We start from the raw sequence: 25,975 nt of genomic DNA, 5'->3' as shown, positions 1-25,975 counted from the left end.
CGCGCCACGCGCCGGCCCTGCCGCGGGAACTGCCCCGCCCGGCCCTCGGCCCGGGCCGCGGGCGCCCCCGCGGCGCTCTCCGCAAGCGATATCCCGCCCTTGCGTTTGGGCGGATCGCCCCTACCTGATCCTTATGTCCTTCGTCGGCGCGCCGTCCGCGCCGCCCGCTATTTTTCACGCCGGTAACACCATGAACCAGAACCCCCTGCTCGCTCCCGTCTCCGATCTGGTCGATTACGCGGCCGTCAAGCCCGGGCATATCGTGCCCGCCGTCGAGGAACTGCTGGGCATCGCCCGGCAGGCCGTCGACCACGCCGCCGATCCCGCGCTCGCGCCCACCTGGAAAGCCGTGGTGGAGCCGCTGGACACCGCGTCCGAGCGCCTGTGGCGCGCCTGGTCGGTAGCCGGCCACCTGAACGCCGTCGTCAACACCCCGGAGCTGCGCGAGGCCTATAACGCCGCCCTGCCCCTGGTGACCGAATTCTCGACCTGGGTCGGCCTGCACGAAGGCCTGTACAAGCAGTACCAGCGCCTGGCCGCCGCCCCCGATTTCGCGTCGTGGACGCCCGTGCGCCGCCGCATCGTGGAAATGGCCCTGCGCGACTTCCGCCTGAGCGGCGTCGAGCTGCAGGGCGCCGACCGCGAACGCTACGCCGCCATTTCCGACCGCGAGGCCCAGGCCTCGCAGAAGTTCTCGGAAAACGTGCTGGATTCCATCGACGCCTGGTCGCTGCTGGTGGAAGACGAAGCCCGCCTGGCCGGCATCCCGGCCGACGTGCAGGCCGCCGCCCGCGCCGCCGCCGAAGAGGACGGCAAGCCGGGCTGGAAGCTCACCCTGAAGATGCCGTGCTACCTGCCCGTCATGCAGTACGCGCAAGACCGCGCGCTGCGCGAATCGCTGTACCGCGGCTACGGCACGGTGGCGTCCGAGCAGGGCGAGGCGAAGTTCGACAATTCCCCCCTCATCGAAGAACTGCTGGCCCTGCGCGCCGAAGAATCCGGCCTGCTGGGCCTGGGCACCTTCGCCGCGCTGCGCCTGCAAACGCGCATGGCGCGCGACGCCAAGGAAGTCACCACGTTCCTGCGCGACCTGGCCGCGCGCGCCAAGCCCTATGCCCAGCGCGACCTGGCCGAGCTGAAGGACTACGCCACCGGCGAACTGGGCCTGGACAGCCTGCAGCCCTGGGACGTGGCCTACGCGTCCGAGCGCCTGCGCGAATCGCGCTACGCCTATTCGGAAGACGAGGTGAAGCAGTACTTCACCGAGCCCCGCGTGCTGGCGGGCCTGTTCGACGTCATCCAGACGCTGTTCGACGTGCGCCTGAGCGAAACGCCGGTATCGTCGTGGCACGGCGATGTGCGCGGCGTGCGCGTGGAAAGCCCCAAGGGCGAGCTGATCGGCCACCTGTACCTGGACCTGTACGCGCGCTCGGGCAAGCAGAACGGCGCCTGGGTCGACAGCGAGCGCACGCGCCGCGTCGTGGCCGGCCACGTCCAGACGCCCATCGCCTACCTCACCTGCAACTTCTCGCGCCCCAACGGCGATCGCGCCGCCGTGCTGACGCACGACGACGTCATCACCCTCTTCCATGAAACCGGCCACGCCCTGCATGCCCTGCTGTCCGAGGTCGACGAGCCCGGCGCCGCCGCATTCGCCAGCGTGGAATGGGACGCCATCGAGCTGCCCTCGCAGTTCATGGAGAACTTCTGCTGGGAATGGGCCGTGGTGCAAAAGCTGTCGGCCCACGTGGACACCGGCGAGCCGCTGCCGCGCGCGCTCTATGACCGCCTGGTCGCCGCCCGCAACTACCAGAGCGGCATGCAGACCGTGCGCCAGATCGAGTTCGCGCTTTTCGACATGCTGATGCATGACCGCGCCACGGGCGCATCGATTACCGACGTGCTGGCCCTGCTGCAGCAGGTGCGCGAGGAAGTCGCCGTGCTGTTCCCGCCGGCCTGGCATCGCCTGCCGCACGCCTTCTCGCACCTTTTCGCGGGCGGCTACGGCGCGGGCTATTACAGCTACAAGTGGGCGGAGGTGCTGTCCGCCGACGCCTACGAGGCCTTCGAGGAAGCCGCGGCCAAGCAGGCCGGCAATGCGCTGGGCACGCTGGATCCCGCAACGGGCGCCCGTTTCCGCCGCGAAGTGCTGGCCGTGGGCGGCTCGCGCCCCGCCGCGGAGTCGTTCGCCGCGTTCCGCGGCCGCGCCCCGCGCATCGACGCGCTGCTGCGCCACAGCGGCATGACGCCCGGCTGACAAGCCCCCGCTGCCTGCCGGCCCGCGGCCCGCCTTCGCGCGGGCCGTTTCTTTTTCAGCCCGCCCTTTGCGCCGGGACAAGGCGCCGCCGCCGCGCCCTGCCCGGGCTTGCCGCAACGGGTAGAATCAAAAGGTTTACCCCCTTTTCCGGCTATTGGACTCATGCGACACCTCATTTCCGGCCGCGCGTGGCGCGGCCTGCTGTTGGCTCTGTGCGTGTTTCTTGCCGCCTGCGGCGACAGGAACGTCGATTGGACGCTCTACAACGTGAAGGGGCATCTGCCCGACCTGAAATTCTCGCTGCCCGGCGCGGGCGGCAAGACGGTCAGCAGCGAGGAGCTCAAGGGCAAGACGGTGCTGCTGTTCTTCGGCTACGCCAGTTGCCCGGACATCTGCCCGACGACCATGGCGCAATTGACCGCCGTGCTGCAGAACCTGGGAGACAAGGCACGGGATGTGCGCATCCTGTTCGTCAGCGTCGATCCCCACCGCGACACGCCCGACATCCTGCAGGCCTACGTCAACGCCTTCAACAACAACGCCATCGGCGTGACCGGCGACGAGAAGCAGATCGCAGACCTGGCCCGCCGCTACCGCGTGGCCTATCAGATCGAAAAGCCCCGGCCCGGCGACGACGCCGATATGTACGAGGTCACGCACAGCCGCGGCGTGTACATTTTCGACAAGGACGGCCGGGCCCGCCTGCTGGCCTCGGACACCGACAGCATCGAGGCCATGACCAAGGACGTGCGCCAGTTGATCGACCTCTCCTCCTGAGCCGGACAGCCGTTTCCGCATACCAGTTGTTACAGCCGGGCCCCGCGACGCGTGGGTATCATCAGTCCACATTGCCCCTTTTATCCTAGTAAGGAGTACGCGCATGAGCATCATCATCATGATCATCGTCGGGTTCATCGTGGGCCTGATCGCCCGCGCCATCATGCCCGGGGACCAGAACATGGGGATCATCATGACCACCATTCTGGGCATCATCGGCGCGGTCGTCGCCGGATTCCTGGGCCAGTCGCTCGGCTGGTACGCTGCGGGCGAACCCGCCGGCTGGATCGGGTCCGTCGTGGGCGCGATCATCGTCCTGTTCGTGGTGGGCCTGATCGCCAAGAAACGCGCCTGACGTCCTGCTAGGCAAAGCAACATAAAAAAGGGCCGGTCTTTTTGACCGGCCCTTTTGTATGTTGCTTTGCCCGCGCCGCAAGCGCGTCGCCGCTTAGCCGGCGGGCGCCGCCGCCGTGCGTTCGGTCCAGCCGCCGCCCAGCACCTTGTACAGGGTGACCAGGTTGGACAGCCGAGCCAGGCGCGTGTCGACCAGCGCCTGCTGCGCGGTGTACAGCGAACGCTGCGAATCCAGCACGCTCAGGTAGTCGTCGATGCCCTGGCGAAAACGCTGTTCCGAGGCGTCGTAGGCGCGCTGGTTGGCGTCCACCAGCAGGCGCTGCGCCTGGATCTGCTCGTCCAGGGTGCCGCGGCCGGCCAGGGCATCCGCGACTTCACGGAAGCCCGTCTGGATGGACTTCTCGTATTGCGCGACCTGGATGTTCTTCTGCACCTTGGCCAGGTCCAGGCCGGCGAGCAGCGAGCCGCCCGCGAAGATCGGCGCGGTGATCTGGGGCACGAAGCTCCAGGCGCCCGAACCGCCTTCGAACAGTCCGCCCAGGCTGGCGCTGGCGGTGCCGGCCGAGCCCGTCAGGCTGATGGTCGGGAAGAAGGCCGCGCGAGCCGCGCCGATGTTGGCGTTGGCGCCCTTGAGCTGGTGCTCGGCCGCGCGGATGTCCGGACGGCGGGCCAGCAGGTCCGACGGCAGGCCGGCGGGCAGCGTGGTCGGCAGCATGCCGTCGTCCAGCCTGACCGCGCCGTCCAGCGCCGCCGTCAGCTCGGGCGGCATGGGCTGGCCCACCAGCAGCACCAGCGCGTTGCGGTCCTGCGCGGCCTGGCGCGTGTATTGCGACAGGTTGCGCTGGGCCGTGCGCAGCGACACTTCCGCCTGGCTCAGGTCCAGCGAGGTGGACAGGCCCTGGTCGTAGCTTTGCTGGGTAAGCTTGAAGGAGTCTTCCTGGCTCTTGAGCGTGTCGCGCGTGAGGCTCAGCAGTTCCTGGTCGGCGCGCAGCGTCAGGTAGGCGTTGGCCACCTCGGCGATCAGCGCAAGCTGGGTCGCGGTGCGCGTCTCGTCCAGCGCCAGATAGGATTCCAGCGCCTGGTCGCTCAGGCTGCGGATCCGGCCGAACAGGTCCAGTTCCCAGGCGGACGTCGCTGCGCCCACCTGATAGCTGTGGCTGGTAGTGGCCTGCCCGCTGGGCGAGAGGTCCGCCGGCGTGCGCTGGGCCGATCCCTGGCCGGCGATGCCCACGCTGGGCATCAGGTCGGCGCGCTGGATGCGGTACTGCGCGCGCGCCGCCTCGACGTTCAGGGCCGCCACGCGCAGGTCGCGGTTGTTCGCGAGCGACCGTTCGATCAGCTGCTGCAGCAGCGCGTCTTCACTGAAGAAATCGCGCCAGCCGACATCGGCCGTGGACACGCCGCCCGGCGCGCCCGCCTGGGCCGTGTTGTAGGCCGGGCCCGTGGGATAGGCCGTGTCGATCGGCGCATCCGGCCGTTCGTACGTGGGGGCCAGCGAGCAGCCCGCAAGCGCCGCCGCCAGGGAAACAGACAGCAAGGTTCTCATCTGAAGTTTCATTACGGTTGTCCTTCTGCGGACACGTCCTGCGTAGCCTTGGCGCTGGTGTCGTGCTTGTCGAGGTTTTCGCTCATGCGCTTGACCTTGAACACGCGCAGCATGATCACGAAGAATGCCGGGACAAAGAAGATGGCCAGGAAGGTGCCGGTCAGCATGCCGCCGATGACGCCGGTGCCGATGGCGTTCTGGCTGCCCGAACCCGCGCCCGTCGAGATCGCCAGCGGGGTCACGCCCAGGATGAACGCCAGGGACGTCATCAGGATGGGACGCAGACGCTGGCGGGCGGCGTGGATGGCCGATTCCGTCAGGCTGGCGCCCGCCTCGTAGTGCTCCTTGGCAAACTCCACGATCAGGATGGCGTTTTTGGCCGCCAGCCCGATTGTGGTGAGCAGGCCCACCTGGAAATACACGTCGTTGGACAGGCCCCGCATCAGCGTCGCCAGCAATGCCCCGATGATCCCCAGCGGCACCACCAGCATGACCGCGGACGGAATGGTCCAGCTTTCATACAGCGCCGCCAGGCACAGGAACACCACGATCAGCGAAATCGCGTACAGCGCGGGCGCCTGGGCTCCGGACAGGCGCTCTTCGAAGGACAGGCCCGTCCATTCAAAGCCCACGCCCACCGGCAGCTTTGCCGCCAGCCGTTCCATTTCCTCCATGGCCGCGCCCGAGCTGTAGCCCGGCGCCGCCTGGCCCTGGATGTTGTAGGACGGCACGCCGTTGTAGCGGTTCAGCTTTTGCGGGCCGAAGCTCCAGGTGGCGCTGGAGAACGCCGAGAACGGCACCATGTCGCCGGCGTTGTTGCGCACATACCATTTGTTCAGGTCTTCCGGCAGCATGCGCGACGATGCCTCGCCCTGCGCGAACACCTTCTTCACGCGGCCGCGGTCGATGAAGTCGTTGACGTACGACGAACCCCATGCGGTGGCCAGCGTGCTGTTGATGTCCGAGACGGCCACGCCCAGCGCGCGCGCCTTCTCGCGGTCGATGTCCAGCTGGTACTGCGGCGCGTCTTCGATGCCGTTGGGACGCACGCCGATCAGGACCGGGCTCTTCGCGGCCTCGCCCAGCAGCTGGTTGCGCGCGGCAAGCAGCTTTTCGTGGCCCACGCCTGCGCGGTCCATGAGCTGGAAGTCAAAGCCGGTGACGTTGCCCAGTTCCATCACGGACGGCGGCGGCACCACGAACAGCTGCGCGCGGCGCTCGGTCTTGGCGAAGTGCGCGTTGGCGCGCGCCGCCACGGCGCCGGCCTTCAGGCTGGCGTCGCCGCGCTCTTCCCAGTCGCGCAGCTTGATGAAGAGGATGGACGCGTTCTGGCCGCGGCCGCCGAAGTTAAAGCCGTTGACCGCGAACACCGAGGTGACGGCGTCCTTTTCTTCGGTCAGAAGATAGTTGGTGGCGTCGTCGATGACGGCCTTGGTGGCTTGGGCGGTGGCGCCGGCCGGCGTCTGGATCTGGGCGAACAGGATGCCCTGGTCTTCGGCCGGCAGGAACGCGGTCGGGATGCGGGTGAACATCCAGCCCATGGCGAGGACCAGCGCCAGGTAGACCACCATCAGGCGCTTGGTGCGGTTCAGGCCGCGCGCCACGGTGTTGGCGTAGCCGTTGCTGCTGCGCTCGAACGTGCGGTTGAACCAGCCGAAGAAGCCGCGCTTCGCGCCATGATGGCCCTTGGGGATGGGCTTGAGCAGCGTCGCGCACAGGGCCGGCGTGAAGACGATGGCCACGAGCACCGACAGCACCATGGAGGACACGATGGTGATCGAGAACTGGCGATAGATCACGCCGGTGGAGCCGCCGAAGAACGCCATGGGTATGAACACGGCGGCCAGCACCATGGCAATGCCGATCAGCGCGCCGGTGATCTGGCTCATGGACTTGCGGGTCGCCTGCTTGGGCGTGAGGCCCTCTTCGGCCATCACGCGCTCCACGTTCTCCACCACCACGATGGCGTCGTCGACCAGAAGGCCGATGGCCAGCACCATGCCGAACATGGTCAGTGTGTTGATGGAGTAGCCGAACGCCGCCAGCACGCCGAACGTGCCCAGCAGCACCACCGGCACGGCCAGCGTGGGAATGATGGTGGCGCGGAAGTTCTGCAGGAACAGGTACATCACCAGGAAGACCAGGATGATGGCTTCAACCAGCGTCTTGAACACTTCGTGGATCGACAGGCTGACGAACGGGGTCGTGTCGTAGGGATAGACGACGTCCATGCCCGGCGGGAAGTAAGGCTTCAGGTTGTTGATGGTGTCGCGCACCGCCTGCGCCGTGTCCAGGGCGTTGGCGCCCGGAGCCAGCTTGATCGCCAGGCCCGAGGCGGGCTTGCCGTTGTAGAAGCTGTCGATGGCGTAGGTCTGGCCGCCGAGCTCGATGCGCGCGACATCGCCCAGGCGCACCTGCGAACCGTCGGAATTGACCTTCAGCAGGATGCGGCCGAAGTCCTCGGCCTTCTCCAGGCGCGAGGGCCCGATGATGGTCGCGTTGAGCTGCTGGCCGCGCACGGACGGCAGGCCGCCCAGCTGGCCGGACGACACCTGCACGTTCTGTTCCTTGATCGCCGCCACCACATCGACGGTAGTCAGGCCGTAGTTGACGAGCTTGGCCGGGTCCAGCCAGATGCGCATCGCGTACTGCGAGCCGAAGAGCTGGAAGTCGCCCACGCCCTGCGTGCGGCTGATGGGATCCTGGACGTAGGACGCGACGTAGTCGGCCAGGTCGTCCTTGGTCATCGTGCCGTCGGTGGACACGAAGCCCGCCACGATCAGGAAGTTCTTCGTGGCCTTGGTGACGCGGATGCCCTGCTGCTGCACTTCCTGCGGCAGCAGCGGCTGCGCCAGGGCCAGCTTGTTCTGGACCTGGACCTGCGCGGTATCCGGGTTGGTGCCCTGCTTGAAGGTCAGCGTGATGGACATGCTGCCGTCGGAATTGCTTTCCGACGAGATGTATTGCAAACCATCCAGGCCGTTCATCTGCTGTTCGATCACCTGCACCACGGTGTCCTGCACGGTCTGCGCGGACGCGCCCGGGTAGGTCACCGCGATGCCAATGGCCGGCGGCGCGATGTTGGGGTACTGGGCGACCGGCAACTGCAGGATGGACAGCGCGCCGGCCATCATCAGCACGATCGCGATCACCCAGGCGAAAACCGGCCTATCGATAAAAAACTTTGCCATGCATGGCTCCCTGATTACTGCTTGGCCGCGGCGGCGTTGGCCGCCTGCGGCTGCTGTGCGTTGGCGCCGGCTTCGGTGGCGACCACCTCGACGCCGGGACGCACCATCTGCAGGCCTTCCACGATGACCTTGTCGCCGGCGGCCAGGCCGTCGGTAACCAGCCACTTGTCGCCGATGGCGCGGTCGGTCTGCAATTCACGCAATTCCACCTGGTTCTTGGCGTTGACGACCAGCGCGGTCGGCAGGCCGCGCTGGTTGCGCGTCACGCCGCGCTGCGGCACCAGCAGGCCGTCGGCGGCGACGCCATCGGCCAGGCGGGCGCGCACGAACATGCCGGGCAACAGGCGGCGGTCCGGATTGGGGAACACCGCGCGCAAGGTGATCGAGCCCGTGCCCGGGTCCACCGTCACTTCCGAGAACTGGAGCTTGCCGGTCTGCTTATATTGCGAGCCGTCTTCCAGGGTCAGCGTCACCAGGGCGGCCTGTTCGCCGTCGGCCTTCTTCAGCTGGCCGCTGGCCAAGGCGTCCTGCAAGCGCAGCAGCTGGACGCTGGACTGGGTCACGTCGACATAGATAGGGTCGATTTGCTGCACTGCAGCCAATGCGTTGGTCTGATTGGCCGTGACCAGCGCGCCTTCGGTCACCGAGGAGCGGCCGATGATGCCGTCGATCGGCGACAGGACCTTGGTGTAGACGAGGTTGATGCGCGCCGTGTCGAGCGCGGCCTTGGCCGACAGCACATCGGCGGCGGCCTGGTCGCGCGAGGCGACGGCGTTGTCGTAGGTCTGCTGGCTGACGGCGCGGGTGGCCACCAGCGGCTTGTAGCGCTCGGCCAGCAAGGCGGCCGTCTTCTGCTGCGCCTGGGCGCGCGCCAGGGCGGCCTTCTGGCTGTCCACGCTGGCCTGGTAGAGCGCGGGGTCGATCTGGTAGAGCTGCTCGCCCGCCTTGACTTCGCCGCCTTCGGTGAAGAGGCGCTTCTGGACGATGCCGTTGACCTGCGGACGCACTTCGGCCACGCGGAACGGCGAGGTGCGGCCAGGCAATTCGGTGGTGAGGGAAACGGGCTGCGTGGTCAGGGTGACGACCGTGACTTGCGGCTTGCCCGCTTGGGGAGCCTCTTGCTTCTTGCCGCAAGCGGCCAAGGTGAGAGCCGATGCCGTCAGCGTGACGATAGCCGCGCTGCGCCACATAGCGCTTTTCTTATTCATAGATTGCATTCCCGATTTCCAACAAAAAAAGAAGCCCTGTCCCGGACCGTGATGATTCGGTTGGCTCGTATCGACTGGGGTGGTTTCGCGTTGAACACGCAGACAGGGCTTTGTCGCATTGCTGCATTGCAGAACTCGCATTCTGAGTTATCCCGCCCAAGAAACAAAGGGGCGCATTGAGAAAACATCATTCCATTTATGGGACAATTATGAAATCTCCACTTTGACAAACTCCTGTCATGAAACGTCTACAGGGCATGGAACTCTTCGTCGAAGTCGCGAAAACGCATAGTTTTAGCCGCGCCGCCGCGACGCTTGGCGTCCCCAAGTCCACCTTGTCTCGCCAGGTGGCCGAATTGGAAAGATCCGTCGGGTTGCGGCTGCTCAGCCGCACTACCCGCAAGGTCGAACTGACCGACGCGGGCCGGTTGTACTTCGAGCGCTGCCAGCGCATCGTGGCCGAGGCGCAGATCGCCCATGAGGAATTGCAGAAGCTGGTCGACACCCCCACCGGGCCGCTGCGGGTGAACATGCCCGCGGATTTCGGCACGGACTTCCTGGCTGAGTCGTTCATGGAGTTTTCCCGGCGGTATCCCGATGTCACGTTTTTCCTGGATCTGGCCAATCCGGACCACGCTTCGCGCGTGTTCCAGACCTGCGATGTTTCGATCGAGATCGGCGACCTGCCCGATTCGACGCAAATTGCAAGGCTCTTGGGCATGCTGCCCGCCCACATGTACGCCTCGCACGAATATCTGGCCAAGCACGGCGAACCGCGGCATCCCAGCGACCTGACCCGGCACGAGTGCATAGAGTTCCGCGCGGAAGGCGCCGGACGCGTGACCCGCTGGCCGCTGAGCAATGGCGACCAGCACATCGAGTTCACGCCGGGCAACCGGTTCTCCGTCAACGGCGTCGCCATGGCCCGCCGCCTGGCCATGCTGGGCGCGGGCATCGCGGTGCTGGTGGGAGGTCAGTTGGCAGAGCAGCAATCCGGCCAATTGAAGCGCGTGCTGCCCGACTGGCAACTGGGGCCGTTTCCTGTCCACGCCGTGACCGAGACGCGGCTATTGCCCGCCAAGACCCGGATCTTCATCGAGTTCCTGATGGAGCGCCTGGGCTGCCACCGGCAAGCGAAGAATACCCCCGCTTTCATGAAGTGAAGCGGGGACGGAAACAGATTGAAAAATCTGATGGCCGCCGACATCACATGTCGCGATGCCTGACCAATCGCGGCGGGCGTCGCGGCAGGTGTCTAGGCCGGTGTCTGACACCCGCGATAGACGGTCTTCATTCCAAGGCCGTGCTGCAAGGGTGTCAGACACCGGCCTAGACACCGGCCTAGACACCTGCCTTGACACCGGCCTTGGCAACTGCCTTGTCCCCCGGCCCGCCCCGTCAGAACTCCTCGTCGTCGCGCAGGTAGCGCCACTGGCCCAGCGGCAGTTCGCCCAAGGCCACGCGGCCGATGCGTACACGCTTCAAGCCCACGACTTTCAGGCCGACCAGTTCGCACATGCGGCGGATCTGGCGCTTCTTGCCTTCGCGCAGCACAAAGCGCAGCTGATCGTGGTTCTGCCAGCGCACCTGGGCCGGCTTGAGGGCCTTGCCGTCCAGCGACAGCCCGTGGTTCAGCAGCGCCAGCCCGTTGTCGGAAAGGTCGCCCTGCACGCGCACCAGGTATTCCTTGTCGACGCTGGAGTCTTCGCCGATCAGGTGCTTGGCGATGCGGCCGTCCTGCGTCAGCACCAGCAGGCCCTGCGAGTCGATGTCCAGCCGGCCGGCCACGGCCAGCCCTTCCAGATGCGCGCGCTCGAAGCGCTGCGGCACCCTGTCCCCCGCGAAGCGCGAACGCGCGTCGATCAGGGCCACGGCGGGCGTGTAGCCTTTCTCGGCTTGCCCCGACACATAGCCCACGGGCTTGTTGATCAGGATGGTGACCCGCGAGGTCTGGCGCGCCTGGGCGGCGCGCTCCAGCGTGATGACCTGGTCGGGATAGGCCCGGGCGCCCAGTTCGGACACCACGACGCCGTCCACGCGGACCCAGCCGCGTTCGATATAGCTGTCGGCCTCGCGGCGCGAACAGAGTCCGCGCTCGGACATGAGCTTGGAGATACGTACTTTTTCCATGGGCGGTATTGTATGCGGACCCGCCCCGCGCCCATCCGGCGAGCGGCCCTGCGGCACTCAGACGCATGGGGCCCGTCAGCCGGGCTTGGCATAATACGCAGCCATGACGACACCCGCAGCACATCGCCCCCCACTAGCCGCAGGCTGGCTGGCGCAAGCCCCGGCCATCCTGCCCCCCGCCCAGCGCCACTGGCTGTTCCGCCCCGGCGCGTTGACCGCCGGGCTGCGCCAGGTGGGACAGGTCCGCCTGCGGGTCGTGGCCGAGTACGCCGACGGCGCCCCGCTGGACGAAGCCCGCGCCATGCATATCGCCCCAGGCTCGCCCGTGTGGATCCGCGAAGTGCTGATGTCGGTGAACGGCGTGGACAGCGTGCCCGCCCGCAGCCTGACCCCGCTTGCCGCGTCCCATGGCGCATGGCAAGGCATGCGCCGCCTGCTGACCCGGCCGCTGGCCGACATGCTCTATCACGACAGCACCGTCATCCGCTCGCCCTTCGCCTGCCGCCGCCTGGCCTCCCCTGTGCCGTTTCATGCGACCGCGCGCGGCGTGCTGCCCGCCGAACGCCGCGAGCGGGACGCCGGGCGCATCTGGGCGCGCCGGTCCGTGTTCTGGCGCCAGGGCCAGCCGCTGCTGGTGGCCGAGTGCTTCTTGCCGGGCTTCTGGGAGCTGATCGCCGACCAGCCCGCGCCGCCGCTCGTGCCGCACCAGCGCACGCCGCGCTGACGCGGCCGCTTTCGCTGCTTCCCGGCCTCAATCCTCGTAACGCCGCCCCAGCTCCAGCAGTTCGGGCGTGCCGATCACCGCGTTCAGTCCGTCGAAGTCCAGCATCTTGTCCTTCCAGGGCGCGGTCGTGCCCTGCCGGCGCAGGCTGCCGTAATAGCCTTGCAGCGTGTGCGCCACGGCGCGCGCGGCGCCGCCCGGAAAGATGACGATGCGAAATCCCTGCGCCGTCAGCGCGTCGGCGCTTTGCACGGGCGTCTTGCCGCCCTCCACCATATTGGCCAGGAGCGGCGCGCGCGCGGCGAATCGGTCGCAGGCCGCCCGCATCTGTTCCGGCGTGCGCAGGGCTTCGATGAAGAGCGCGTCGGCGCCGGCTTCCAGGTAGGATTCGGCGCGGTCCAGCGCGGCTTCCAGGCCCTCGGCCGCCAGCGCGTCGGTGCGCGCCAGGATCAGCGTGGACGCGTTCACCCGCGCGTCGACGGCGGCGCGCAGCTTGCCGCGCATCTCGGCGGCGGGGATGACCGTCTTGCCGTCCAGGTGGCCGCAGCGCTTGGGAAAGGTCTGGTCTTCCAGCTGGATCATGGCCGCGCCCGCGCGCTCGAAGCCGCGCACCGTGCGTTGCGTGTTCAGCGCATTGCCAAAGCCCGTGTCGGCATCGACGATTACGGGCTTGGACACCCGCTCAGCGATACGGGCCAGCGTGTCTTCGACCTCGGTGTACGTGGTCAGGCCGATGTCCGAGCGGCCCAGGCGTGTGTAGGCAATGGACGCCCCGGACAGGTACAGCGCGTCAAAGCCCGCCTGCTCGGCCACCAGCGCCGACAGGGCGTCGTAGACGCCGGGGGCCAGCACGGCGCCGGCGGCCAGTTGCGTTTTCAGGTTCTGTTTCTGCATCACATCCGCTTCCTAGTCCAGGCCGCGCCCGAGCAGCGCCGCCGCGGTCGCCGCGGCGATATGGCCGCCGGCGACCGCACTGAGCAGGCCGTTGCCGGACAGATAGCCCGACACGTCGTTGCCCGATACGCCCCGGGCGGCTCCGCCCGCGGCCAGCAAGTTCGGCAAGGCCCGGCCATCCTGGCCAAGGACGCGGCAACGCGCATCGATGTCCAGCCCGCCTTGCGTATGAAACAGCGCGCCCGTCACCTTGACCGCGTGGTACGGCGGCAGGAGCGTCCGCTCGAAGCGGCGGCCGTGGGGGTCCGCGGCCTGCGGGCCGACGGCGGCCAGGGTCCGATGCAAGGCTTGCGCATCGCACCCGATCAGGGCCGCCAGCTCGGGCAGGCCGGCGCAGGTCTTCAGCGCCTGGCCGGACTCGGCCAGGACAAAATCCGGAAAGCCGCGGGCCAGCGCCAGCGTGCGGTCGTCGAACACGTTCCAGGCCACGGAACCGGGCTGCGCCAGCACGTGGACGGCCGCCTCGGAGTAGCCGCGGGTCTCGTCATGAAAGCGCAGGCCGTCGCGGTTGATCTGCACGCCGCCGTCCATCATCACCGCCCAGGAAATCAGCGCGCCCTGCGGCGTGGCCCAGGAACCATGGCCCTGGTAGCCGCCCAGGTCGGCCAGCCGCGCGCCCAGTTGCGCGCCCCATTCAATGGCGCTGCCGTCGTTGCCCGCGTGCCCGCCATAGACGGCGTCGCGCATGGCCGGCAGGTGCCGGCCCACCATCGCCGCATTGCCGCCGAAGCCATTGCAGGCCAGGATCAGGGCATCGCAGCCGATCACATCCATTGAACCGCCGGGGCGTTCGCAGCCCACGGCCGACACGCGGCCGTCGTCGTCCACCCAGATCTCGCGGGCCAGCGCGCGCGTGAGCAGATAGGCGCCCGCTCCGGTTGCCGCCCGCTCCAGCGCGGCGACCAGCGCGGCCCCGGTGCGTTCGGGCAGGGTGTGCATGCGGCGGGCGCTGTGGCCCGGGTACAGGAAGCCGTCCAGCACCTCGAACGCCAGCCCATGGTGCGCCAGCGCATCCATGGCCGCCGCCGCGGCGCCGGTGTAGGCGGCGACCAGCTCCGGCGCGGCGGCGCCGTCGGCCTTGGCCTGGATGTCCGCGGCGAAGCGTTGCGCGTCGTCGTCGATGCCGGCGGCGCGCTGCACCGCGGAACCGGCCGCCGGAATGAAGCCGGACGACAGGGCCGACGAGCCGCTCGGCGCGGCATCGCGTTCGATCAGCACGGTCTCGATGCCGGCGCTGGCCAGGCGCAGCGCGGCGGTCAGGCCGCAGGCGCCGGCGCCGATGATCGCCACCGGGACATGCATGGCGTCCGCGCCGGGCGCGGTTCCCCTTCTGACGGCCGGCGCGCTCACAGGGCCAGCCTGTCCAGCAGGTCCTGGCACGACACCACGTCGGCCACGCTGCGCAGGTCCGCCAGCGCCGCGTCGTGCATGGCGGGCGTCGGCGCGGCGCAGCCGTCGGCCAGCACCGTCACGTGATAGTCGCGCATGTGGGCGTCGCGCGCCGTGCTGGCCACGCCGCCGTTGGTGACGATGCCGGCGACCACCACGCTGGAGATGCCCGCGCGGCGCAGCACCCAGTCCAGCTGCGTGTTGAAGAAGGCCGAATACGCCACCTTCCAGACCGACACGTCGACCAGGCCGTCCAGCTCGGCCACATGGGCCTGCCCGGCCGAGCCGGCGACGAAATCGCCCTTGCCCAGGAACGGGCGCAGCTGCTTCAGATGCGGCGAGATCATGGGCTCGCCGTGCGCGTCCGGCCACAGCGTGAACAGGCTGGCGGCCACGAAGCCGCCCCGCGCCTTGAGCGCGCGGGCCACGGGCGCCACGCGGGCGGGCAAGGCGCGCGCCTGCGGGCTGACCGCGCCGCCGCGGTCGTAGGCGCCGCCCGGCGCCAGAAAGTCGTTCTGCAGGTCGACAATAACCAGCGCGGTGGTGCGGGGATCGAAGGGTTGCATGGTCCGCTCCTACGGGACAGTCCGGGCGATCAGCAGATTGCCCAGGGTATCGACGCGGCCGGCAAAGCCGGGCTCTATCCAGATAGTGGTGTCGGGCTGCTCCAGGATGGCGGGGCCGGCCACCTCGGCGCCCACCGGCAGGTCCAGCCGCGCATAACGCACGGCGTCGCGCCACTGGCCGGCGTGAAAAACCGCCTGCGTGCCCAGCGCGGCCGGCATGTCCTGGCAGGTAGGGGCCAGCAGCGCCAGGTCGAACTTGGGACGCTGGCCGATGCGGGCGTAGCGCAGGTTCAGGATGCGGACCGGGATGCCGGTCAGGCTGCGGCCGAAGGCGGCGCGGTAGGCGCGGTCGAACGCGGCGGCGATGCCGGCGCGGTTCAGGTCGCCGCGACCGGCTTCGACGCGCACGGTATGGCTCTGCCCCACGTACAGCATGTCCAGCTCGATGCTTTCGCGGATGCCTTCGAAGGCCACGCCGGCGGAATCCAGCCGTTCCTGGCAGGCGCGGGCCAGCCCGTCGATGCGGGCCAGCAGGTCATCGGCATCCAGCGCGTCCAGCGCCACGTTCAGGGTCTGCACGCCGTCGTGGCGCATGTCGGCCATGACGCAGCCCAGCGCCGAGGTCACGCCCGGATAGCGCGGCACGATGCCGTGGGCGGCATCCACCTCGTTCATCATGGCGCAGACATGCAGCGCGCCGCCGCCGCCGAACGGCATGTAGGCGAACTTGCGCGGATCGTGGCCGCGCTCGATCGACACGACGCGGATGGCGCCGGCCATCTTGGCATTGGCCACCGTCAGGATCGCTTCGGCCGCGGCGTGCGCGTCCAGGCCCAGCGGCCTGGCCACGTGCTCCTCGATGGCAGCGCGCGCCAGCTCCACGTCCATGGTGGCCAGCAGGCCGCCGCCCAGCGGGCGGTCGGCGGCGATGCGGCCCAGCAGCACATTGGCGTCGGTGACCGTGGGACGCGTGTTGCCGCGTCCGTAGCAGGCCGGGCCGGGGATGCTGCCGGCGGATTCGGGGCCGACCTGCAGCAGGCCGCCCGCGTCCACGCTGGCGATCGATCCGCCGCCCGCGCCGATGGTCTCGATCTGGATCATCGGGGCGCGCACCACCATGCCGAAGTCGATGGACGTCTGCGCCGACAGCGAGGCCTCGCCGCCCGCCACCAGCGACACGTCGAACGAGGTGCCGCCCATGTCGCCGGTGACCACGTCCGGAAAGCCGGCCGCGCGGGCGATGGCCGCGCAGGCGATCACCCCGGCCGCCGGGCCGGACAAGGCGGTGCGCACCGGCACGTCGCACGCCGTCTGGCGCGACATGACGCCGCCGTTGCTTTGCACCACCAGCAGTTCGCCTTCGAATCCGTGCGCCTGCAGGTCCGACTCCAGCCGGGTCAGGTAGCTGCCCACCACCGGCTGCAGGGCCGCGTTCAGCACCGCCGTCGAGCAGCGCTCGAACTCCCGGATCTCGGGCAGCACTTCGGTGGCGGCCGTGACGTTGCCGTTGGGCCAGATCGCCCGCACGCGGGCCGCGGCCCGCGCTTCGTTGGCCGGATTGGCGTAGGCGTTGACGAAGAATACGCAGACCGCCTCGCAGCCCTGCTCCAGCAGCGCGCGCGCCGCGGCCTCGACCTGGTCCAGGTCCACCGGCGTGTGCAGGGCGCCGTCGGCCAGCACGCGCTCGCGGACTTCCAGGCGCAGGTCGCGCGGGACGACCGGCTCGTAGTTGCCGCGCAGGCCCCAGGTCCGGGGCCGGTCGCGCCGGCGCATTTCCAGCACGTCGCGAAAGCCCTCGGTGGTGATGATGCCGGTGCGCGCCACCTTGCGCTCCAGCAGCGCGTTGGTGCCCACCGTGGTGCCGTGCACGATGGTGCCGATGGCGCCGGCGCCGTCGGCCACGCGCGCGATGCCGTTCATGAAGCCGCGCGCTTCCTCGCCGCGGGTCGACGGCACCTTGACGACGCGCGCGGCGCCGCCCGCCTCGTCCAGCACGAACAGATCCGTGAACGTGCCGCCCACGTCCACGCCAACCACCAAACCTTGCGCCGCGCTCATGCCGACTGCTCCTTCAGGATATCGCTTACGTAGCCCATCTTTCGGTCGTGCTCGCGCGCCGCCCCGGCGCGCCCTGCAGGCGCGCCATAGCCGCCGCCGCCCGGCGTCTCCAGGCGCACGCGGTCGCCGCGCCGCAGCTGGATGCCCAGCATCTTCGAGCTCATGGGCGGGGTTTGCCATTGGCCGTCCTGCTGATAGCGAAAGACGTTCAGCGCCGCCTGGCCGCCGCCCGCGATGCCCTTGGGCGCGCTGCGGCCGCGTTCGCCGAAGATGAAGGCCTCGGCGCTGTCTTCCAGCAATTCGATTTCATAGATCGCGCCCAGGCCGCCGCGGTGCGTGCCGTCGCCCGCCGAATCGGGGCGCAGCGCCCATTGCGTAAAGCGCACGGGATACGCCGCCTCCAGGATTTCCAGCGGCGGGATGGTGGCGGTGGAGATGGGCGCGTTGCCGTGGCTCAGGCCGTCGCCGTCCGAATGGCCGCCGTGGCCGCCGCCGAAGAAGCTGAACATCACCCAACGCTGGCCCTTGCGGGCGGCGTCGCTGCGGTAGCCGGCGATGGACAGCGCGTTGATGGTGCCGTAGGCCTGCGCCATGGCGCGTTCCGGCGCGGCCTGGGCCATCGCGCAGAAGATCACGTCGATCATGCGCAGGATGGTTTCGGTATAGCCGCCCACGGGGCGCGGGCGGTCTGCCGAGATCACCAGGCCGTCGGGCAGCACTACGTCCACCGCGTCCAGGACCCCGGCGTTGGCCGGCACGTCCGGGAACAAGTGCTTGAGCGCCACATAGCAGGCGGCGATGGCCGTGGCGCGCGAGATGTTCACCGGGCCCGCGCAGGCGGGCGAAGTGCCGGTGAAGTCCAGCGCCAGGCGGTCGCCGGCTATCGTCAGCGCAAGGGCGATGCGCAGGGGCGCGTCGCGCACGCCGTCGTTGTCCAGCATGTCCTCGAAGGCATATACGCCGTCGGGCAGGCGCGAGATGTGGTCGCGCATCAGGCGGCGCGCCCGTTCGCGCAGGGTGTCCAGGGACTCCAGCACAGTGGCGTCGCCGTATTCGTCCAGCAGCCCGTCCAGCCGGCGCGCGCCCAGCTCCAGGGCCGCCAGCTGGCCGTTCAGGTCGCCCCACAGGCTGTCGGGCAGGCGGGTGTTGGCCTTCAGGATGGCCAGCACGTCCTGGTCCAGCGCGCCGGCGCGCAGGATGCGCACGGGCGGGATCTGCACCGCCTCCTGCCAGCATTCGGTGGCGGCCGGGTTGTAGTTGCCGGGCACGGCGCCGCCCACGTCGTGCCAGTGCGCGGCCGACGCCAGGAAGCAGAACAGGCGGCCGCCGCGGAACACCGGCCTGACCAGCTTGAAGTCGTTGGCGTGCGTGCCGCCTTCGTAGGGATCGTTGAACAGCCAGACGTCGCCATCCACCATGCCGCCGCGCTCGGCCGCGGCCTTGGCCGCCGCCTTGACGGCGAACGCCATCGCGCCCACGAACACGGGCAGTCCCGACTTGCCCTGGATCAGCGTGGCGCCGGTGGCGGCGTCGTACATGCCGTGGCAGGCGTCATGGGCCTCGGCGATGATGGGGTTGAACGCGCTGCGGTACAGCGTGGCGTCCATTTCGTCGGCAATCTGTTCCAGGCGGCCCTTCAGGACCGCCAGGGTGACGGGATCGAGCATGAGGTTCTTCCTAAGAGGTTTGACGCTGTTTCAGCAGGTTCAGCAGTCCGCCGGCCCGCACCATTTCCAGGAGAAAGGCGGGCACGGTCTCGCAGTGCAATTCGGACGGGACGGCGCCGGGGCGGTCGATGCGCCCCGCGGCCGGATCCAGCGCGATGCGTTCGCCCTCGGCGAGCGTCCCGGCCTGTTCGCAGGTCAGCAGCAGCAGGCCCACGTTGAACGCGTTGCGAAAGTACAGGCCATTGAAGGACGGCGCGATCACCGCCGCCACGCCCAGGCGGACCAGCGCGGACGCAGCCTGCTCGCGCGAGGAACCGATGCCGAAGTTCGGCCCCGCCACCAGCACGTCGCCCGGCTGCACCTGGCCCGCGAACTCCGGCCGCACCCGCTGCAGGCAATGGCGGGCGATCTCGTCGATGCCGAATTTCATATAGGCGCCCGGGGCCAGCGCGTCGGTGTCGATGTCAGCGCCTACCCGCCACACGCGGTGCGTTGGCTTCTGGTCCGTCATGCCGTGAACTCCCTGGGGTCGGCGATGCGGCCGGCCACGGCCGACGCCGCGACCGTGTAGGGCGACGCCAGATAGACCTGGGCCGTCTCGGAGCCCATGCGCCCCTTGAAGTTGCGCGCCGTGGTGGAGATGACGCTGGCGCCGTCCGGAATGGATCCGCCGTAGCCCGCACAGGCGCCGCAGGACGTGGCCAGCACCTCCGCTCCGGCCTCGCGCAGCGCCCGCATGACGCCTTCCCGCTCGGCTTGTTCCTGGTCCTGCCGGCTGGCCGGCGCCACCATCAGCCGCATGCCGTCCGCCAGGCGGCGTCCGCGCAGCACGCTGGCCGCGGCGCGCAGGTCTTCCAGCTTGGCGCCGGTGCAGGCGCCGATATACGCCACCTGCACCGGCACATCCTGGTACTGGTCCACGTCGCGCGCATTGGCGGGGCTGTGCGGCGCGGCGACCTGGGGCGCCAGCGCGGCGGCGTCGAAATCGTGCCATTCCGCGTCCGCGCCCGGGTCGCTTTGCCAGCGCGCCAGATCCAGCTCCGCCGCCACGCCCGCCTCGCGCAGGTAGGCGGCGGTGGTCTCGTCCGGCGCGATCAGGCCCACCTGCGAACCGAGTTCGGCGCTCATGTTGGACAGCGTCATGCGCTCTTGCATGGACAGCGCGCGCACGGCCTCGCCGCAGAATTCCACCGCCTGGTAGCGCCCGCCGTTCATGCCGTAGCGGCCGATCATGCGCAGCATCATGTCCTTGGCGGTGACGCCGCCGGCCAGGCGGCCGCTCCAGCGCATCATCAGCGTGCTGGGCACCTTGACCCAGATCTGGCCGGTGACCGCCACGCCCAGCATCTCGGTGCTGCCGATGCCGAACATGTAGGCGCCGAACGCCCCGCCGGTGGGCGAATGCGAATCCCCACCCACGCAGAACATGCCCGGCCGGATGTGGCCGTGCTGCGGCACCACCACATGGCAGATGCCGACGGAGTCATACACGTTGGGCAGTTGCTGCCCCGCGGCCCAGTCTCGCGCAATGCGCACGATGCGGCGCGATTCGTCGTCGGACTCCGGAACATAGTGGTCGATGACGAGCACCACCTTGGAGCGGTCCCAGAGCGTGGCGCCCAGCTCTTCCAGCATGGGCTGCAGACGCCGCGGGCCGCTGGAATCGTGGAACATCGCCAGGTCCACCGCACAGGTCACGATTTCGCCCTCGGCGACCGCGGCGCGCCCGCAGGCCGCGGCGATCAGCTTCTGAGCCAGGGTTTGAGGCTTGGCCATCGCTACATTCCCAGGTAGGCGCGGCGCACGTCGTCGCTGGCCAGCAGGTCCGCGCAGGCAGCGCTGTAGCGCACCGCGCCGTTCTCCAGCACATAGGCGCGCTGCCCCGTTTCCAGGGACTGGCCGACGTTCTGCTCCACCAGCAGGATCGCCAGCCCGCCGGCGTGCAGGCGCTGGATCAGGCCGAACAATTCCTCGACCATCAGCGGCGACAGGCCGAGCGACGGCTCGTCCAGGATCAGCAGGCGCGGCTCGGCCATCAGGCCCCGGCCGATCGCCAGCATCTGCTGCTCGCCTCCGGACATGGTGCCGGCCAGTTGCGCCAGCCGCTCGCGAAGCCGCGGAAAAATCTCCAGCACCTTCTCCAGGTTGGCGGCGCGGCGCTCCCGCGCCCGGGCGAAGGAGCCCAGCTCCAGGTTCTCGCGCACGCTCAGGTTGGGGAAGATGCGCCGGCCTTCGGGCACCTGGATAAGGCCCGCCTGCACCACCTGGCGGTAATGGCGGCCGGTCAGGTCCTGGCCCTCGAAGCGCACCGTGCCGCCCCAGGGCCGGCACAGCCCGCACACCGTGTTGTTCAGTGTGGACTTGCCCGCGCCGTTGCTGCCCAGCAGCACGACGATCTCGCCCGCGCCCACCGCCAGGTCCACGCCGCGCAGCACTTCCATGCGCCCGTAGCCCGCGCGCAGGCCCTTGACCTCCAGCAGCGCGCTCATGCCGGCGCTCCCTGGGCGGCAAGCCGGGCCGCCGCGCCGTGGCCCAGATAGGCCTCGACCACCTTGGGATCGCAGGTGACCTCGCGGGGCGTGCCCGACGCGATCAGCCGCCCCTGAGCCAGCACCCATACGTGTCCGGCCAGGCTCATCACCGCGCGCATCACATGTTCGATCATCAACACGGTGACGCCGTCGTCCACCAGCTTTTTCACCACCGGGATCATCTCGTCGATCTCGCTGGGATTCAGTCCCGCCAGCACCTCGTCCAGCAGCAGCAGGCGCGGCCGCGTGGCCAGCGCGCGCGCCAGTTCCAGGCGCTTGCGGCCCGCCACGGTCAGGTCGGCCGCCGGCTTGTCCAGCGAGGCCTGCAGATTCACCCGGGCGGCCACGGCCTCGGCCTCGGCCAATGCCTCGTCCCGGTCCGCCAGGCGCAGGTGCGCGCCCACGGCGATGTTCTGGCGCACCGTCTGCGCGCCGAACGGCTGCACGATCTGGAAGGTGCGGGCCAGGCCCAGCCGCGCCGATTCATGCGGGGCGCGGCCGGTGATGTCCTGCCCGGCGAAATGCACGGAGCCGGAACCGGGCCTGAGAAAGCCGGACAGCAACCCGAACAGCGTCGTCTTGCCCGCCCCGTTGGGGCCGACCAGCGCGGTCAGGGAGCCTTGCGGAACGTCCAGGCTCACGTCCTGGACGGCCTTCAGGCCGCCGAAGGCGATGGACAGATTGCGCGCTTGCAGCAGGATGTCAGACACGGGCGCGCTCCTTGAAGCCAAGCAGGCGGCCCAGGGACTGGCCGCAGCCGGTGATGCCGCGCGGCAGGAACATCACGATCACGATCAGCACCACGCCGTAGATCACCATGCTGATGCCAGGCAGTTCGCCAAAGAGGTTGCGGGTCAGGTCCGCCAGCGCATGCAGCGCCGCCGCGCCCAGCAGCGGCCCCCACAAGGTGCCCAGGCCGCCGACGATGGCGCCCACCAGGGCCTCCACCGAGACGGCCGAGCCGAACGCGATGCCCGGGTCGATGTATTGGAAGACCTGTACGTAGAACGCCCCGGCGGCGCTCATGAAGGCCGCGGACAGCGCGATGCCGCCCAGCTTCACGCGCAGCGGATTCACGCCGATGGCGCGCGCGGCGTCTTCGTTGTCGCGCACCGCCTGCAGGTAGGCGCCAAAGCGCGAATGGCGCAGCCAGGCGGTGACCAGCAGGGCCAGCAGCACAAAGCCCAGCAGCAGATAGATGTAGCCCCGGCGCGAGCCGAACTGCATGTTGGCCGCGCCCTCTTGCAGCGGCACCATCAGCCCTACCCCGCCGCCGGTGAATGAAGCCGACAGCGCCAGGATGCGGAACACCTCGGCAAAGGCCAGCGTCACCAGCGCGAAGTACGAGCCCTTCAGCCCGTAGCGAAACGTCAGCCCGCCCACCGCCGCGCCGGCCAGCGCCCCCATGGATATCGCCATCGGCAGCGCCAGCCAGGGGTTCAGGCCCAGGTTCAACTGGCCCAGCGCCTGCGCATAGGCGCCCACGCCAAAGAACAGCGCGTGCCCGAAGGACAACTGGCCTCCATAGCCGCCCAGGATGTTCCAGGCCTGCGACAGGAGGGCCGCGTACAGCGACATCATCACGAACGTCAGCAGCACGCCCGATTGGGCCAGCGCGGCAACCGCCGCCAGGGCGGCGCCAAACAGCGCAATCGCGCAAAGATCCTTCTTCATGGTCAGCCCCTCGCCCCGAACAGCCCCTGCGGGCGAAACAGCAACACCGCGATGAAGATCGCGAATATGCCCATCTGGCCCAGCGAGTCGCCCAGGAACAGGCCCCCGATGGACTCCACCACGCCGATCAGCAGCCCGCCCGCCAGCGCCCCCACGAAACTGCCCATGCCGCCCAGCACCACGATGGTGAACGCGACCAGCACGAAGCCGCTGCCCACTTGCGGATTCACGTAGTAGGCCGGCAGCAGGAAGCAGGCGGCCGCGCCCAGGCAGGCCATGCCGATGCCGAAGGACAGCGCGTAGACCTTTTCCACGTCGATGCCCATGAGCTTGGCGCCCTGCTTCTCGCGGGCGACGGCTCGGATCGCGCGGCCCAGGTCGGTGCCGCGGATGATCCAGAACAGCACCGCCGCCACCGCCAGCGCGCCGAAGAACGCGATGACCTTGGGCAGCGCGATCATGGCGGGCCCGATCTCGACCGTGGACAGGGTGTACGCGGTTTCGATGCTGCGCGTGTCGGACTTGAACCAGACCAGCGCCAGGTTCTCCAGCACGATGGCCAGGCCCAGCGTCACCAGCAGGATGTTCTCGTCCTTGCCGTGGCTGGCGCGGTTGATCACGAACCGCTGCAGCGCATAGCCCAGCGCGAACATCCCCGCCACCACCAGCGGCAAGGCGGCGTAGGGGTCGATGCCCAGCCGGTCCTTGAGCAGGTAGACGGCGTAGAGCGCGACCATGAGCGCGGCGCCGTGGGCGAAATTGATGATGTGCAGCACCCCGTAGATCAGGGTCAGGCCCAGGGCGATCAGCGCGTACACGGCGCCGGTCGTCAGGCCGTTGAGCACCGAGGCGAAGAGGATGGCGGGGTCCAGCATGCTCAGGCTTTCAGCGGAAAGACGGCGTCTGCCTGGCGGTAGTCCACCGGGAAGATCACCTTGATGTCGCCGCCGATCACCTGCGTCAGCAGGGGCTGGGCGCCGGTGTTCTGGCCGTTCACGAAGCGCGTCGGGCCGTAGGGCATCACGTTGTCCTGGAACGTGCTGGCGGCCAGCGCGTCGATGATCGCCGCCCGGTCGGCGGACCTGGCGCGTTCCAGCGCGTCGGCCAGCAGCAGCATCGCGGTGTAGGTCATGAAGACCTCGTAGCTGAAATACGCGCCCTTCTCTTCCACGCGGGCCTTCAGCGGCGCCACGCGCGCGTCCTTGGGGTTGAACCAGTGGTTGCAGTCAATGATGCCGTTGGCGATGTCCGGGAATTCCTTCAGGAATTTGTAGCTGGACGCCGCGCCCCCCAGCACCGAATAGATGGCCTTGGGCTGCACCTTCTGCTGCTTCATGGCGCGCAGCAGCAAGGCATATTCGTTGTAGTAGTTGGCCGGGATCACGATGTCGGGATTCACCGACTTCATGCGCAGCACGATGTTGTTGAAGTCGCGGGTGGGGTTCGGGTGCTTGACCACTTCCTTGACCTCGAACCCGTGCTGCGGCAGCGACTTGGACAGGAGCGCCGCCGTGCCGGTGCCAAAGAGCGAATCCTCGTGCACGATCATCACGGTCTTGGCCGGCTTGCCGGCCGCGTCGTTCAGCGCCGCCAGGTCCATGATGGCGCGTTCGCTACAGGCGCGGTAGCCGGGGCCGAAGCGGAAGGTGTTCTTCAGGCCGCGCTCGACGATCTGGTCGGCCACGCCCACATCCACCACGTGCGGCAGGTTGTGCTTGCCCGCCGTCTGCGTCGTGGCCAGGCAGATCGCCGACGCGTACGCGCCCACGATGGCCGACACGCCCGCCTCGTTCATTTTTTCGACCTCCGCCGAGCCCGCCTCGGGGCGCGACTGCGCGTCGCCCAGCACCGCTTGCAGCGGCGCGCCGCCCAGCGACTTGATGCCGCCGGCCTTGTTGATGTCCTCGATCGCCAGCAGCGCGCCCAGGCGGCATTGCTGCCCCGAATAGGCCAGCGCGCCGGTCACCGGATGCAGCACGCCGACCTTCACGGGCGCGGCGCCCTGGGAACGGGCCACCCAAGGCGCGGACACGAGTGCGGCCGCGGCGGCGGATTGATAGAGGAAAGTGCGGCGCGAATTCATGGGAGATCTCCGAAGGGTTCAATGAAATTGGGCCGACAGCTCTTCGCTGACCCAGACCTTGGCGTCGATGCTGCCGACGCGCGACAGCTGCAGCTGGTATTGATAGCGATCGGGCCGGTACAGGCCCTGCAGCAGCTGCACGGGCCGGTCGTTCACATCGCGCACGACCCGCGTCACCGCCAGCAGCGCCGAGCCCACCGATACATCAAGATGGCGCGCCACCTGCGCATCGGCCAGGCGCGCGGAAATGGTCTGCGTGGCGCCGCCGAACTCCACGCCGGCCGCTTCCAGCAGCATCAGCAGCGGCTCGCGTTCCAGGTCGTCGCGCGTGAAATCGGCCACGGCCTGCGGCACATAGGTGGTGATGTGGGAGAGCGGCCCGGCCTCGGTGCTGCGCACGCGCAGGCTCTTGTGGACCGGGGTTCCGGGCGCGATGCGCAGCGCCTCGGCCACGGCAGGCGGGGCGAACACGAGCGTGCTGTCCAGCACCTGCACCGTGGTGCGCAGGCCCATGTTGACGATGTTCTCCAGCAGGCCGGTCAGATGCGCCTTCTGTTGCGAGCTGGCCGCGGGCACCGCGTTGGGGTTGGATGCGCCGCGCAAGGGCCAGGTCCCCAGGCCGGGCCGGCGCGACACCAGGCCGTCCGCCACCAGCATCTCCATCGCCTTGCGGATGGTGATGCGGGCCACGTCGAACTGGCCGGCCAGCGCATGTTCTCCGGGTACGCCGTCCTGATCGAAGCGTCCCTCCTGCAATTGCTCGCGCAGGACGAGATAGATCTGGTGGTACTTCGGAAGCGGCAGTGAGGTTCCCATGCAGGGAACTCTAGGGGTGTCCTAATGTACCGTCAATGGAACAAATGCCATTG

22 protein-coding genes are annotated in these 25,975 nt (G+C 68.9%); 5 read left to right on the top strand and 17 right to left on the bottom strand.

The annotated features are described in order from the left end of the window. Positions 1 to 190: 190 nt before the first annotated feature. The 3 genes from ACFWP0_RS16185 to ACFWP0_RS16175 all read left to right on the top strand — a co-directional run bounded on the left by ACFWP0_RS16185 (position 191) and on the right by ACFWP0_RS16175 (position 3,389). A complete protein-coding gene (locus ACFWP0_RS16185) occupies positions 191 to 2,257 on the top strand; it encodes a M3 family metallopeptidase (protein WP_377843682.1) in 2,067 nt (688 codons plus the stop codon). Positions 2,258 to 2,419: 162 nt separating this feature from the next. Beyond that, positions 2,420 to 3,034 (top strand): SCO family protein, encoded by a 615-nt coding sequence (locus ACFWP0_RS16180; RefSeq protein ID WP_377843681.1) that lies wholly within the window; start codon positions 2,420 to 2,422, stop codon positions 3,032 to 3,034. A 103-nt stretch (positions 3,035 to 3,137) separates the two neighbouring features. Further along, positions 3,138 to 3,389 carry a GlsB/YeaQ/YmgE family stress response membrane protein gene (locus ACFWP0_RS16175; protein WP_377843679.1) on the top strand — a complete coding sequence of 84 codons (252 nt, stop codon included), beginning with the start codon at positions 3,138 to 3,140 and terminating at the stop codon, positions 3,387 to 3,389. A 93-nt stretch (positions 3,390 to 3,482) separates the two neighbouring features. Here the strand turns inward: ACFWP0_RS16175 and adeC are convergent, their stop codons facing one another. The 3 genes from adeC to ACFWP0_RS16160 are packed head-to-tail and all read right to left on the bottom strand — an operon-like array spanning position 3,483 to position 9,333. Continuing rightward, complete coding sequence (adeC, locus tag ACFWP0_RS16170; protein ID WP_377843678.1) at positions 3,483 to 4,946, bottom strand: AdeC/AdeK/OprM family multidrug efflux complex outer membrane factor; 1,464 nt, start codon at positions 4,944 to 4,946, stop codon at positions 3,483 to 3,485. Further along, the gene (locus ACFWP0_RS16165) at positions 4,946 to 8,125 is read right to left on the bottom strand and encodes an efflux RND transporter permease subunit (protein ID WP_377843676.1); all 3,180 of its coding nucleotides are present in this window, start codon (positions 8,123 to 8,125) and stop codon (positions 4,946 to 4,948) included. Before ACFWP0_RS16165 ends, adeC begins: the two co-directional genes overlap by 1 nt. Before the next feature lie 14 nt (positions 8,126 to 8,139). Then, the gene (locus ACFWP0_RS16160) at positions 8,140 to 9,333 is read right to left on the bottom strand and encodes an efflux RND transporter periplasmic adaptor subunit (protein ID WP_377843674.1); all 1,194 of its coding nucleotides are present in this window, start codon (positions 9,331 to 9,333) and stop codon (positions 8,140 to 8,142) included. A gap of 257 nt (positions 9,334 to 9,590) precedes the next feature. On the opposite strand from ACFWP0_RS16160, the gene ACFWP0_RS16155 reads away from it, so the two are divergent. Further along, positions 9,591 to 10,496 (top strand): LysR family transcriptional regulator, encoded by a 906-nt coding sequence (locus ACFWP0_RS16155; protein ID WP_377843764.1) that lies wholly within the window; start codon positions 9,591 to 9,593, stop codon positions 10,494 to 10,496. 235 nt (positions 10,497 to 10,731) lie between these two features. Here the strand turns inward: ACFWP0_RS16155 and ACFWP0_RS16150 are convergent, their stop codons facing one another. Further along, entirely contained in the window at positions 10,732 to 11,463 is a 732-nt protein-coding gene (locus tag ACFWP0_RS16150) for a pseudouridine synthase (RefSeq protein ID WP_377843673.1), read from the bottom strand. 103 nt (positions 11,464 to 11,566) lie between these two features. On the opposite strand from ACFWP0_RS16150, the gene ACFWP0_RS16145 reads away from it, so the two are divergent. Next, positions 11,567 to 12,187, top strand: a complete 621-nt coding sequence (locus tag ACFWP0_RS16145) for a chorismate--pyruvate lyase family protein (RefSeq protein WP_377843671.1) — start codon at positions 11,567 to 11,569, stop codon at positions 12,185 to 12,187. Positions 12,188 to 12,214: 27 nt separating this feature from the next. Here ACFWP0_RS16145 and ACFWP0_RS16140 read toward each other — a convergent pair whose 3' ends face one another. The 13 genes from ACFWP0_RS16140 to ACFWP0_RS16080 are packed head-to-tail and all read right to left on the bottom strand — an operon-like array spanning position 12,215 to position 25,922. Beyond that, a complete protein-coding gene (locus ACFWP0_RS16140; RefSeq protein ID WP_377843762.1) occupies positions 12,215 to 13,078 on the bottom strand; it encodes an oxaloacetate decarboxylase in 864 nt (287 codons plus the stop codon). 12 nt (positions 13,079 to 13,090) lie between these two features. Beyond that, positions 13,091 to 14,440 carry an FAD-dependent oxidoreductase gene (locus tag ACFWP0_RS16135; protein WP_377843670.1) on the bottom strand — a complete coding sequence of 450 codons (1,350 nt, stop codon included), beginning with the start codon at positions 14,438 to 14,440 and terminating at the stop codon, positions 13,091 to 13,093. Positions 14,441 to 14,484: 44 nt separating this feature from the next. Beyond that, a complete protein-coding gene (locus ACFWP0_RS16130; protein WP_377843668.1) occupies positions 14,485 to 15,093 on the bottom strand; it encodes a cysteine hydrolase family protein in 609 nt (202 codons plus the stop codon). A gap of 9 nt (positions 15,094 to 15,102) precedes the next feature. Continuing rightward, positions 15,103 to 17,151 (bottom strand): hydantoinase/oxoprolinase family protein, encoded by a 2,049-nt coding sequence (locus ACFWP0_RS16125; protein ID WP_377843667.1) that lies wholly within the window; start codon positions 17,149 to 17,151, stop codon positions 15,103 to 15,105. Further along, complete coding sequence (locus ACFWP0_RS16120; protein ID WP_377843666.1) at positions 17,148 to 18,818, bottom strand: hydantoinase B/oxoprolinase family protein; 1,671 nt, start codon at positions 18,816 to 18,818, stop codon at positions 17,148 to 17,150. Before ACFWP0_RS16120 ends, ACFWP0_RS16125 begins: the two co-directional genes overlap by 4 nt. 10 nt (positions 18,819 to 18,828) lie before the next feature. Next, the gene (locus tag ACFWP0_RS16115; RefSeq protein WP_377843664.1) at positions 18,829 to 19,329 is read right to left on the bottom strand and encodes a 3-isopropylmalate dehydratase; all 501 of its coding nucleotides are present in this window, start codon (positions 19,327 to 19,329) and stop codon (positions 18,829 to 18,831) included. After that, on the bottom strand, positions 19,326 to 20,594 hold the full coding sequence (locus ACFWP0_RS16110; RefSeq protein WP_377843662.1) for a 3-isopropylmalate dehydratase large subunit: 1,269 nt from the start codon (positions 20,592 to 20,594) through the stop codon (positions 19,326 to 19,328). Before ACFWP0_RS16110 ends, ACFWP0_RS16115 begins: the two co-directional genes overlap by 4 nt. Positions 20,595 to 20,596: 2 nt before the next feature. Continuing rightward, positions 20,597 to 21,307: an ABC transporter ATP-binding protein gene (locus ACFWP0_RS16105; protein ID WP_377843661.1), complete on the bottom strand. Its 711-nt coding sequence runs from the start codon at positions 21,305 to 21,307 to the stop codon at positions 20,597 to 20,599. Further along, on the bottom strand, positions 21,304 to 22,059 hold the full coding sequence (locus ACFWP0_RS16100; protein ID WP_377843659.1) for an ABC transporter ATP-binding protein: 756 nt from the start codon (positions 22,057 to 22,059) through the stop codon (positions 21,304 to 21,306). The genes ACFWP0_RS16105 and ACFWP0_RS16100 overlap by 4 nt, the downstream gene beginning before the upstream one ends. Beyond that, complete coding sequence (locus tag ACFWP0_RS16095; RefSeq protein ID WP_377843657.1) at positions 22,052 to 23,023, bottom strand: branched-chain amino acid ABC transporter permease; 972 nt, start codon at positions 23,021 to 23,023, stop codon at positions 22,052 to 22,054. The genes ACFWP0_RS16100 and ACFWP0_RS16095 overlap by 8 nt, the downstream gene beginning before the upstream one ends. 2 nt (positions 23,024 to 23,025) lie before the next feature. Continuing rightward, complete coding sequence (locus tag ACFWP0_RS16090) at positions 23,026 to 23,898, bottom strand: branched-chain amino acid ABC transporter permease (RefSeq protein WP_377843656.1); 873 nt, start codon at positions 23,896 to 23,898, stop codon at positions 23,026 to 23,028. 2 nt (positions 23,899 to 23,900) lie between these two features. Further along, on the bottom strand, positions 23,901 to 25,106 hold the full coding sequence (locus ACFWP0_RS16085; protein WP_377843654.1) for an ABC transporter substrate-binding protein: 1,206 nt from the start codon (positions 25,104 to 25,106) through the stop codon (positions 23,901 to 23,903). 18 nt (positions 25,107 to 25,124) lie between these two features. Beyond that, positions 25,125 to 25,922 carry a GntR family transcriptional regulator gene (locus tag ACFWP0_RS16080; protein ID WP_377843653.1) on the bottom strand — a complete coding sequence of 266 codons (798 nt, stop codon included), beginning with the start codon at positions 25,920 to 25,922 and terminating at the stop codon, positions 25,125 to 25,127. Positions 25,923 to 25,975: the final 53 nt, after the last annotated feature.

It is taken from the genome of Achromobacter sp. NPDC058515 (assembly GCF_042721735.1).
Classification (GTDB): Bacteria; Pseudomonadota; Gammaproteobacteria; order Burkholderiales; family Burkholderiaceae_B; genus Achromobacter.
Note: the sequence above shows the minus strand (reverse complement) of the source record. Positions and strands in the feature narration are given on the sequence as shown.

Excerpts from the sequence above, each read along its gene's own strand:
- ACFWP0_RS16185 (WP_377843682.1), top strand. The coding sequence starts at position 191 with ATGAACCAGAACCCCCTGCTCGCTCCCGTCTCCGATCTGGTCGATTAC.
- ACFWP0_RS16180 (WP_377843681.1), top strand. The coding sequence starts at position 2,420 with ATGCGACACCTCATTTCCGGCCGCGCGTGGCGCGGCCTGCTGTTGGCT.
- ACFWP0_RS16175 (WP_377843679.1), top strand. The coding sequence starts at position 3,138 with ATGAGCATCATCATCATGATCATCGTCGGGTTCATCGTGGGCCTGATC.
- adeC (WP_377843678.1), bottom strand. The coding sequence starts at position 4,946 with ATGAAACTTCAGATGAGAACCTTGCTGTCTGTTTCCCTGGCGGCGGCG.
- ACFWP0_RS16165 (WP_377843676.1), bottom strand. The coding sequence starts at position 8,125 with ATGGCAAAGTTTTTTATCGATAGGCCGGTTTTCGCCTGGGTGATCGCG.
- ACFWP0_RS16160 (WP_377843674.1), bottom strand. The coding sequence starts at position 9,333 with ATGAATAAGAAAAGCGCTATGTGGCGCAGCGCGGCTATCGTCACGCTG.
- ACFWP0_RS16155 (WP_377843764.1), top strand. The coding sequence starts at position 9,591 with ATGGAACTCTTCGTCGAAGTCGCGAAAACGCATAGTTTTAGCCGCGCC.
- ACFWP0_RS16150 (WP_377843673.1), bottom strand. The coding sequence starts at position 11,463 with ATGGAAAAAGTACGTATCTCCAAGCTCATGTCCGAGCGCGGACTCTGT.
- ACFWP0_RS16145 (WP_377843671.1), top strand. The coding sequence starts at position 11,567 with ATGACGACACCCGCAGCACATCGCCCCCCACTAGCCGCAGGCTGGCTG.
- ACFWP0_RS16140 (WP_377843762.1), bottom strand. The coding sequence starts at position 13,078 with ATGCAGAAACAGAACCTGAAAACGCAACTGGCCGCCGGCGCCGTGCTG.
- ACFWP0_RS16135 (WP_377843670.1), bottom strand. The coding sequence starts at position 14,440 with ATGCATGTCCCGGTGGCGATCATCGGCGCCGGCGCCTGCGGCCTGACC.
- ACFWP0_RS16130 (WP_377843668.1), bottom strand. The coding sequence starts at position 15,093 with ATGCAACCCTTCGATCCCCGCACCACCGCGCTGGTTATTGTCGACCTG.
- ACFWP0_RS16125 (WP_377843667.1), bottom strand. The coding sequence starts at position 17,151 with ATGAGCGCGGCGCAAGGTTTGGTGGTTGGCGTGGACGTGGGCGGCACG.
- ACFWP0_RS16120 (WP_377843666.1), bottom strand. The coding sequence starts at position 18,818 with ATGCTCGATCCCGTCACCCTGGCGGTCCTGAAGGGCCGCCTGGAACAG.
- ACFWP0_RS16115 (WP_377843664.1), bottom strand. The coding sequence starts at position 19,329 with ATGACGGACCAGAAGCCAACGCACCGCGTGTGGCGGGTAGGCGCTGAC.
- ACFWP0_RS16110 (WP_377843662.1), bottom strand. The coding sequence starts at position 20,594 with ATGGCCAAGCCTCAAACCCTGGCTCAGAAGCTGATCGCCGCGGCCTGC.
- ACFWP0_RS16105 (WP_377843661.1), bottom strand. The coding sequence starts at position 21,307 with ATGAGCGCGCTGCTGGAGGTCAAGGGCCTGCGCGCGGGCTACGGGCGC.
- ACFWP0_RS16095 (WP_377843657.1), bottom strand. The coding sequence starts at position 23,023 with ATGAAGAAGGATCTTTGCGCGATTGCGCTGTTTGGCGCCGCCCTGGCG.
- ACFWP0_RS16090 (WP_377843656.1), bottom strand. The coding sequence starts at position 23,898 with ATGCTGGACCCCGCCATCCTCTTCGCCTCGGTGCTCAACGGCCTGACG.
- ACFWP0_RS16085 (WP_377843654.1), bottom strand. The coding sequence starts at position 25,106 with ATGAATTCGCGCCGCACTTTCCTCTATCAATCCGCCGCCGCGGCCGCA.
- ACFWP0_RS16080 (WP_377843653.1), bottom strand. The coding sequence starts at position 25,922 with ATGGGAACCTCACTGCCGCTTCCGAAGTACCACCAGATCTATCTCGTC.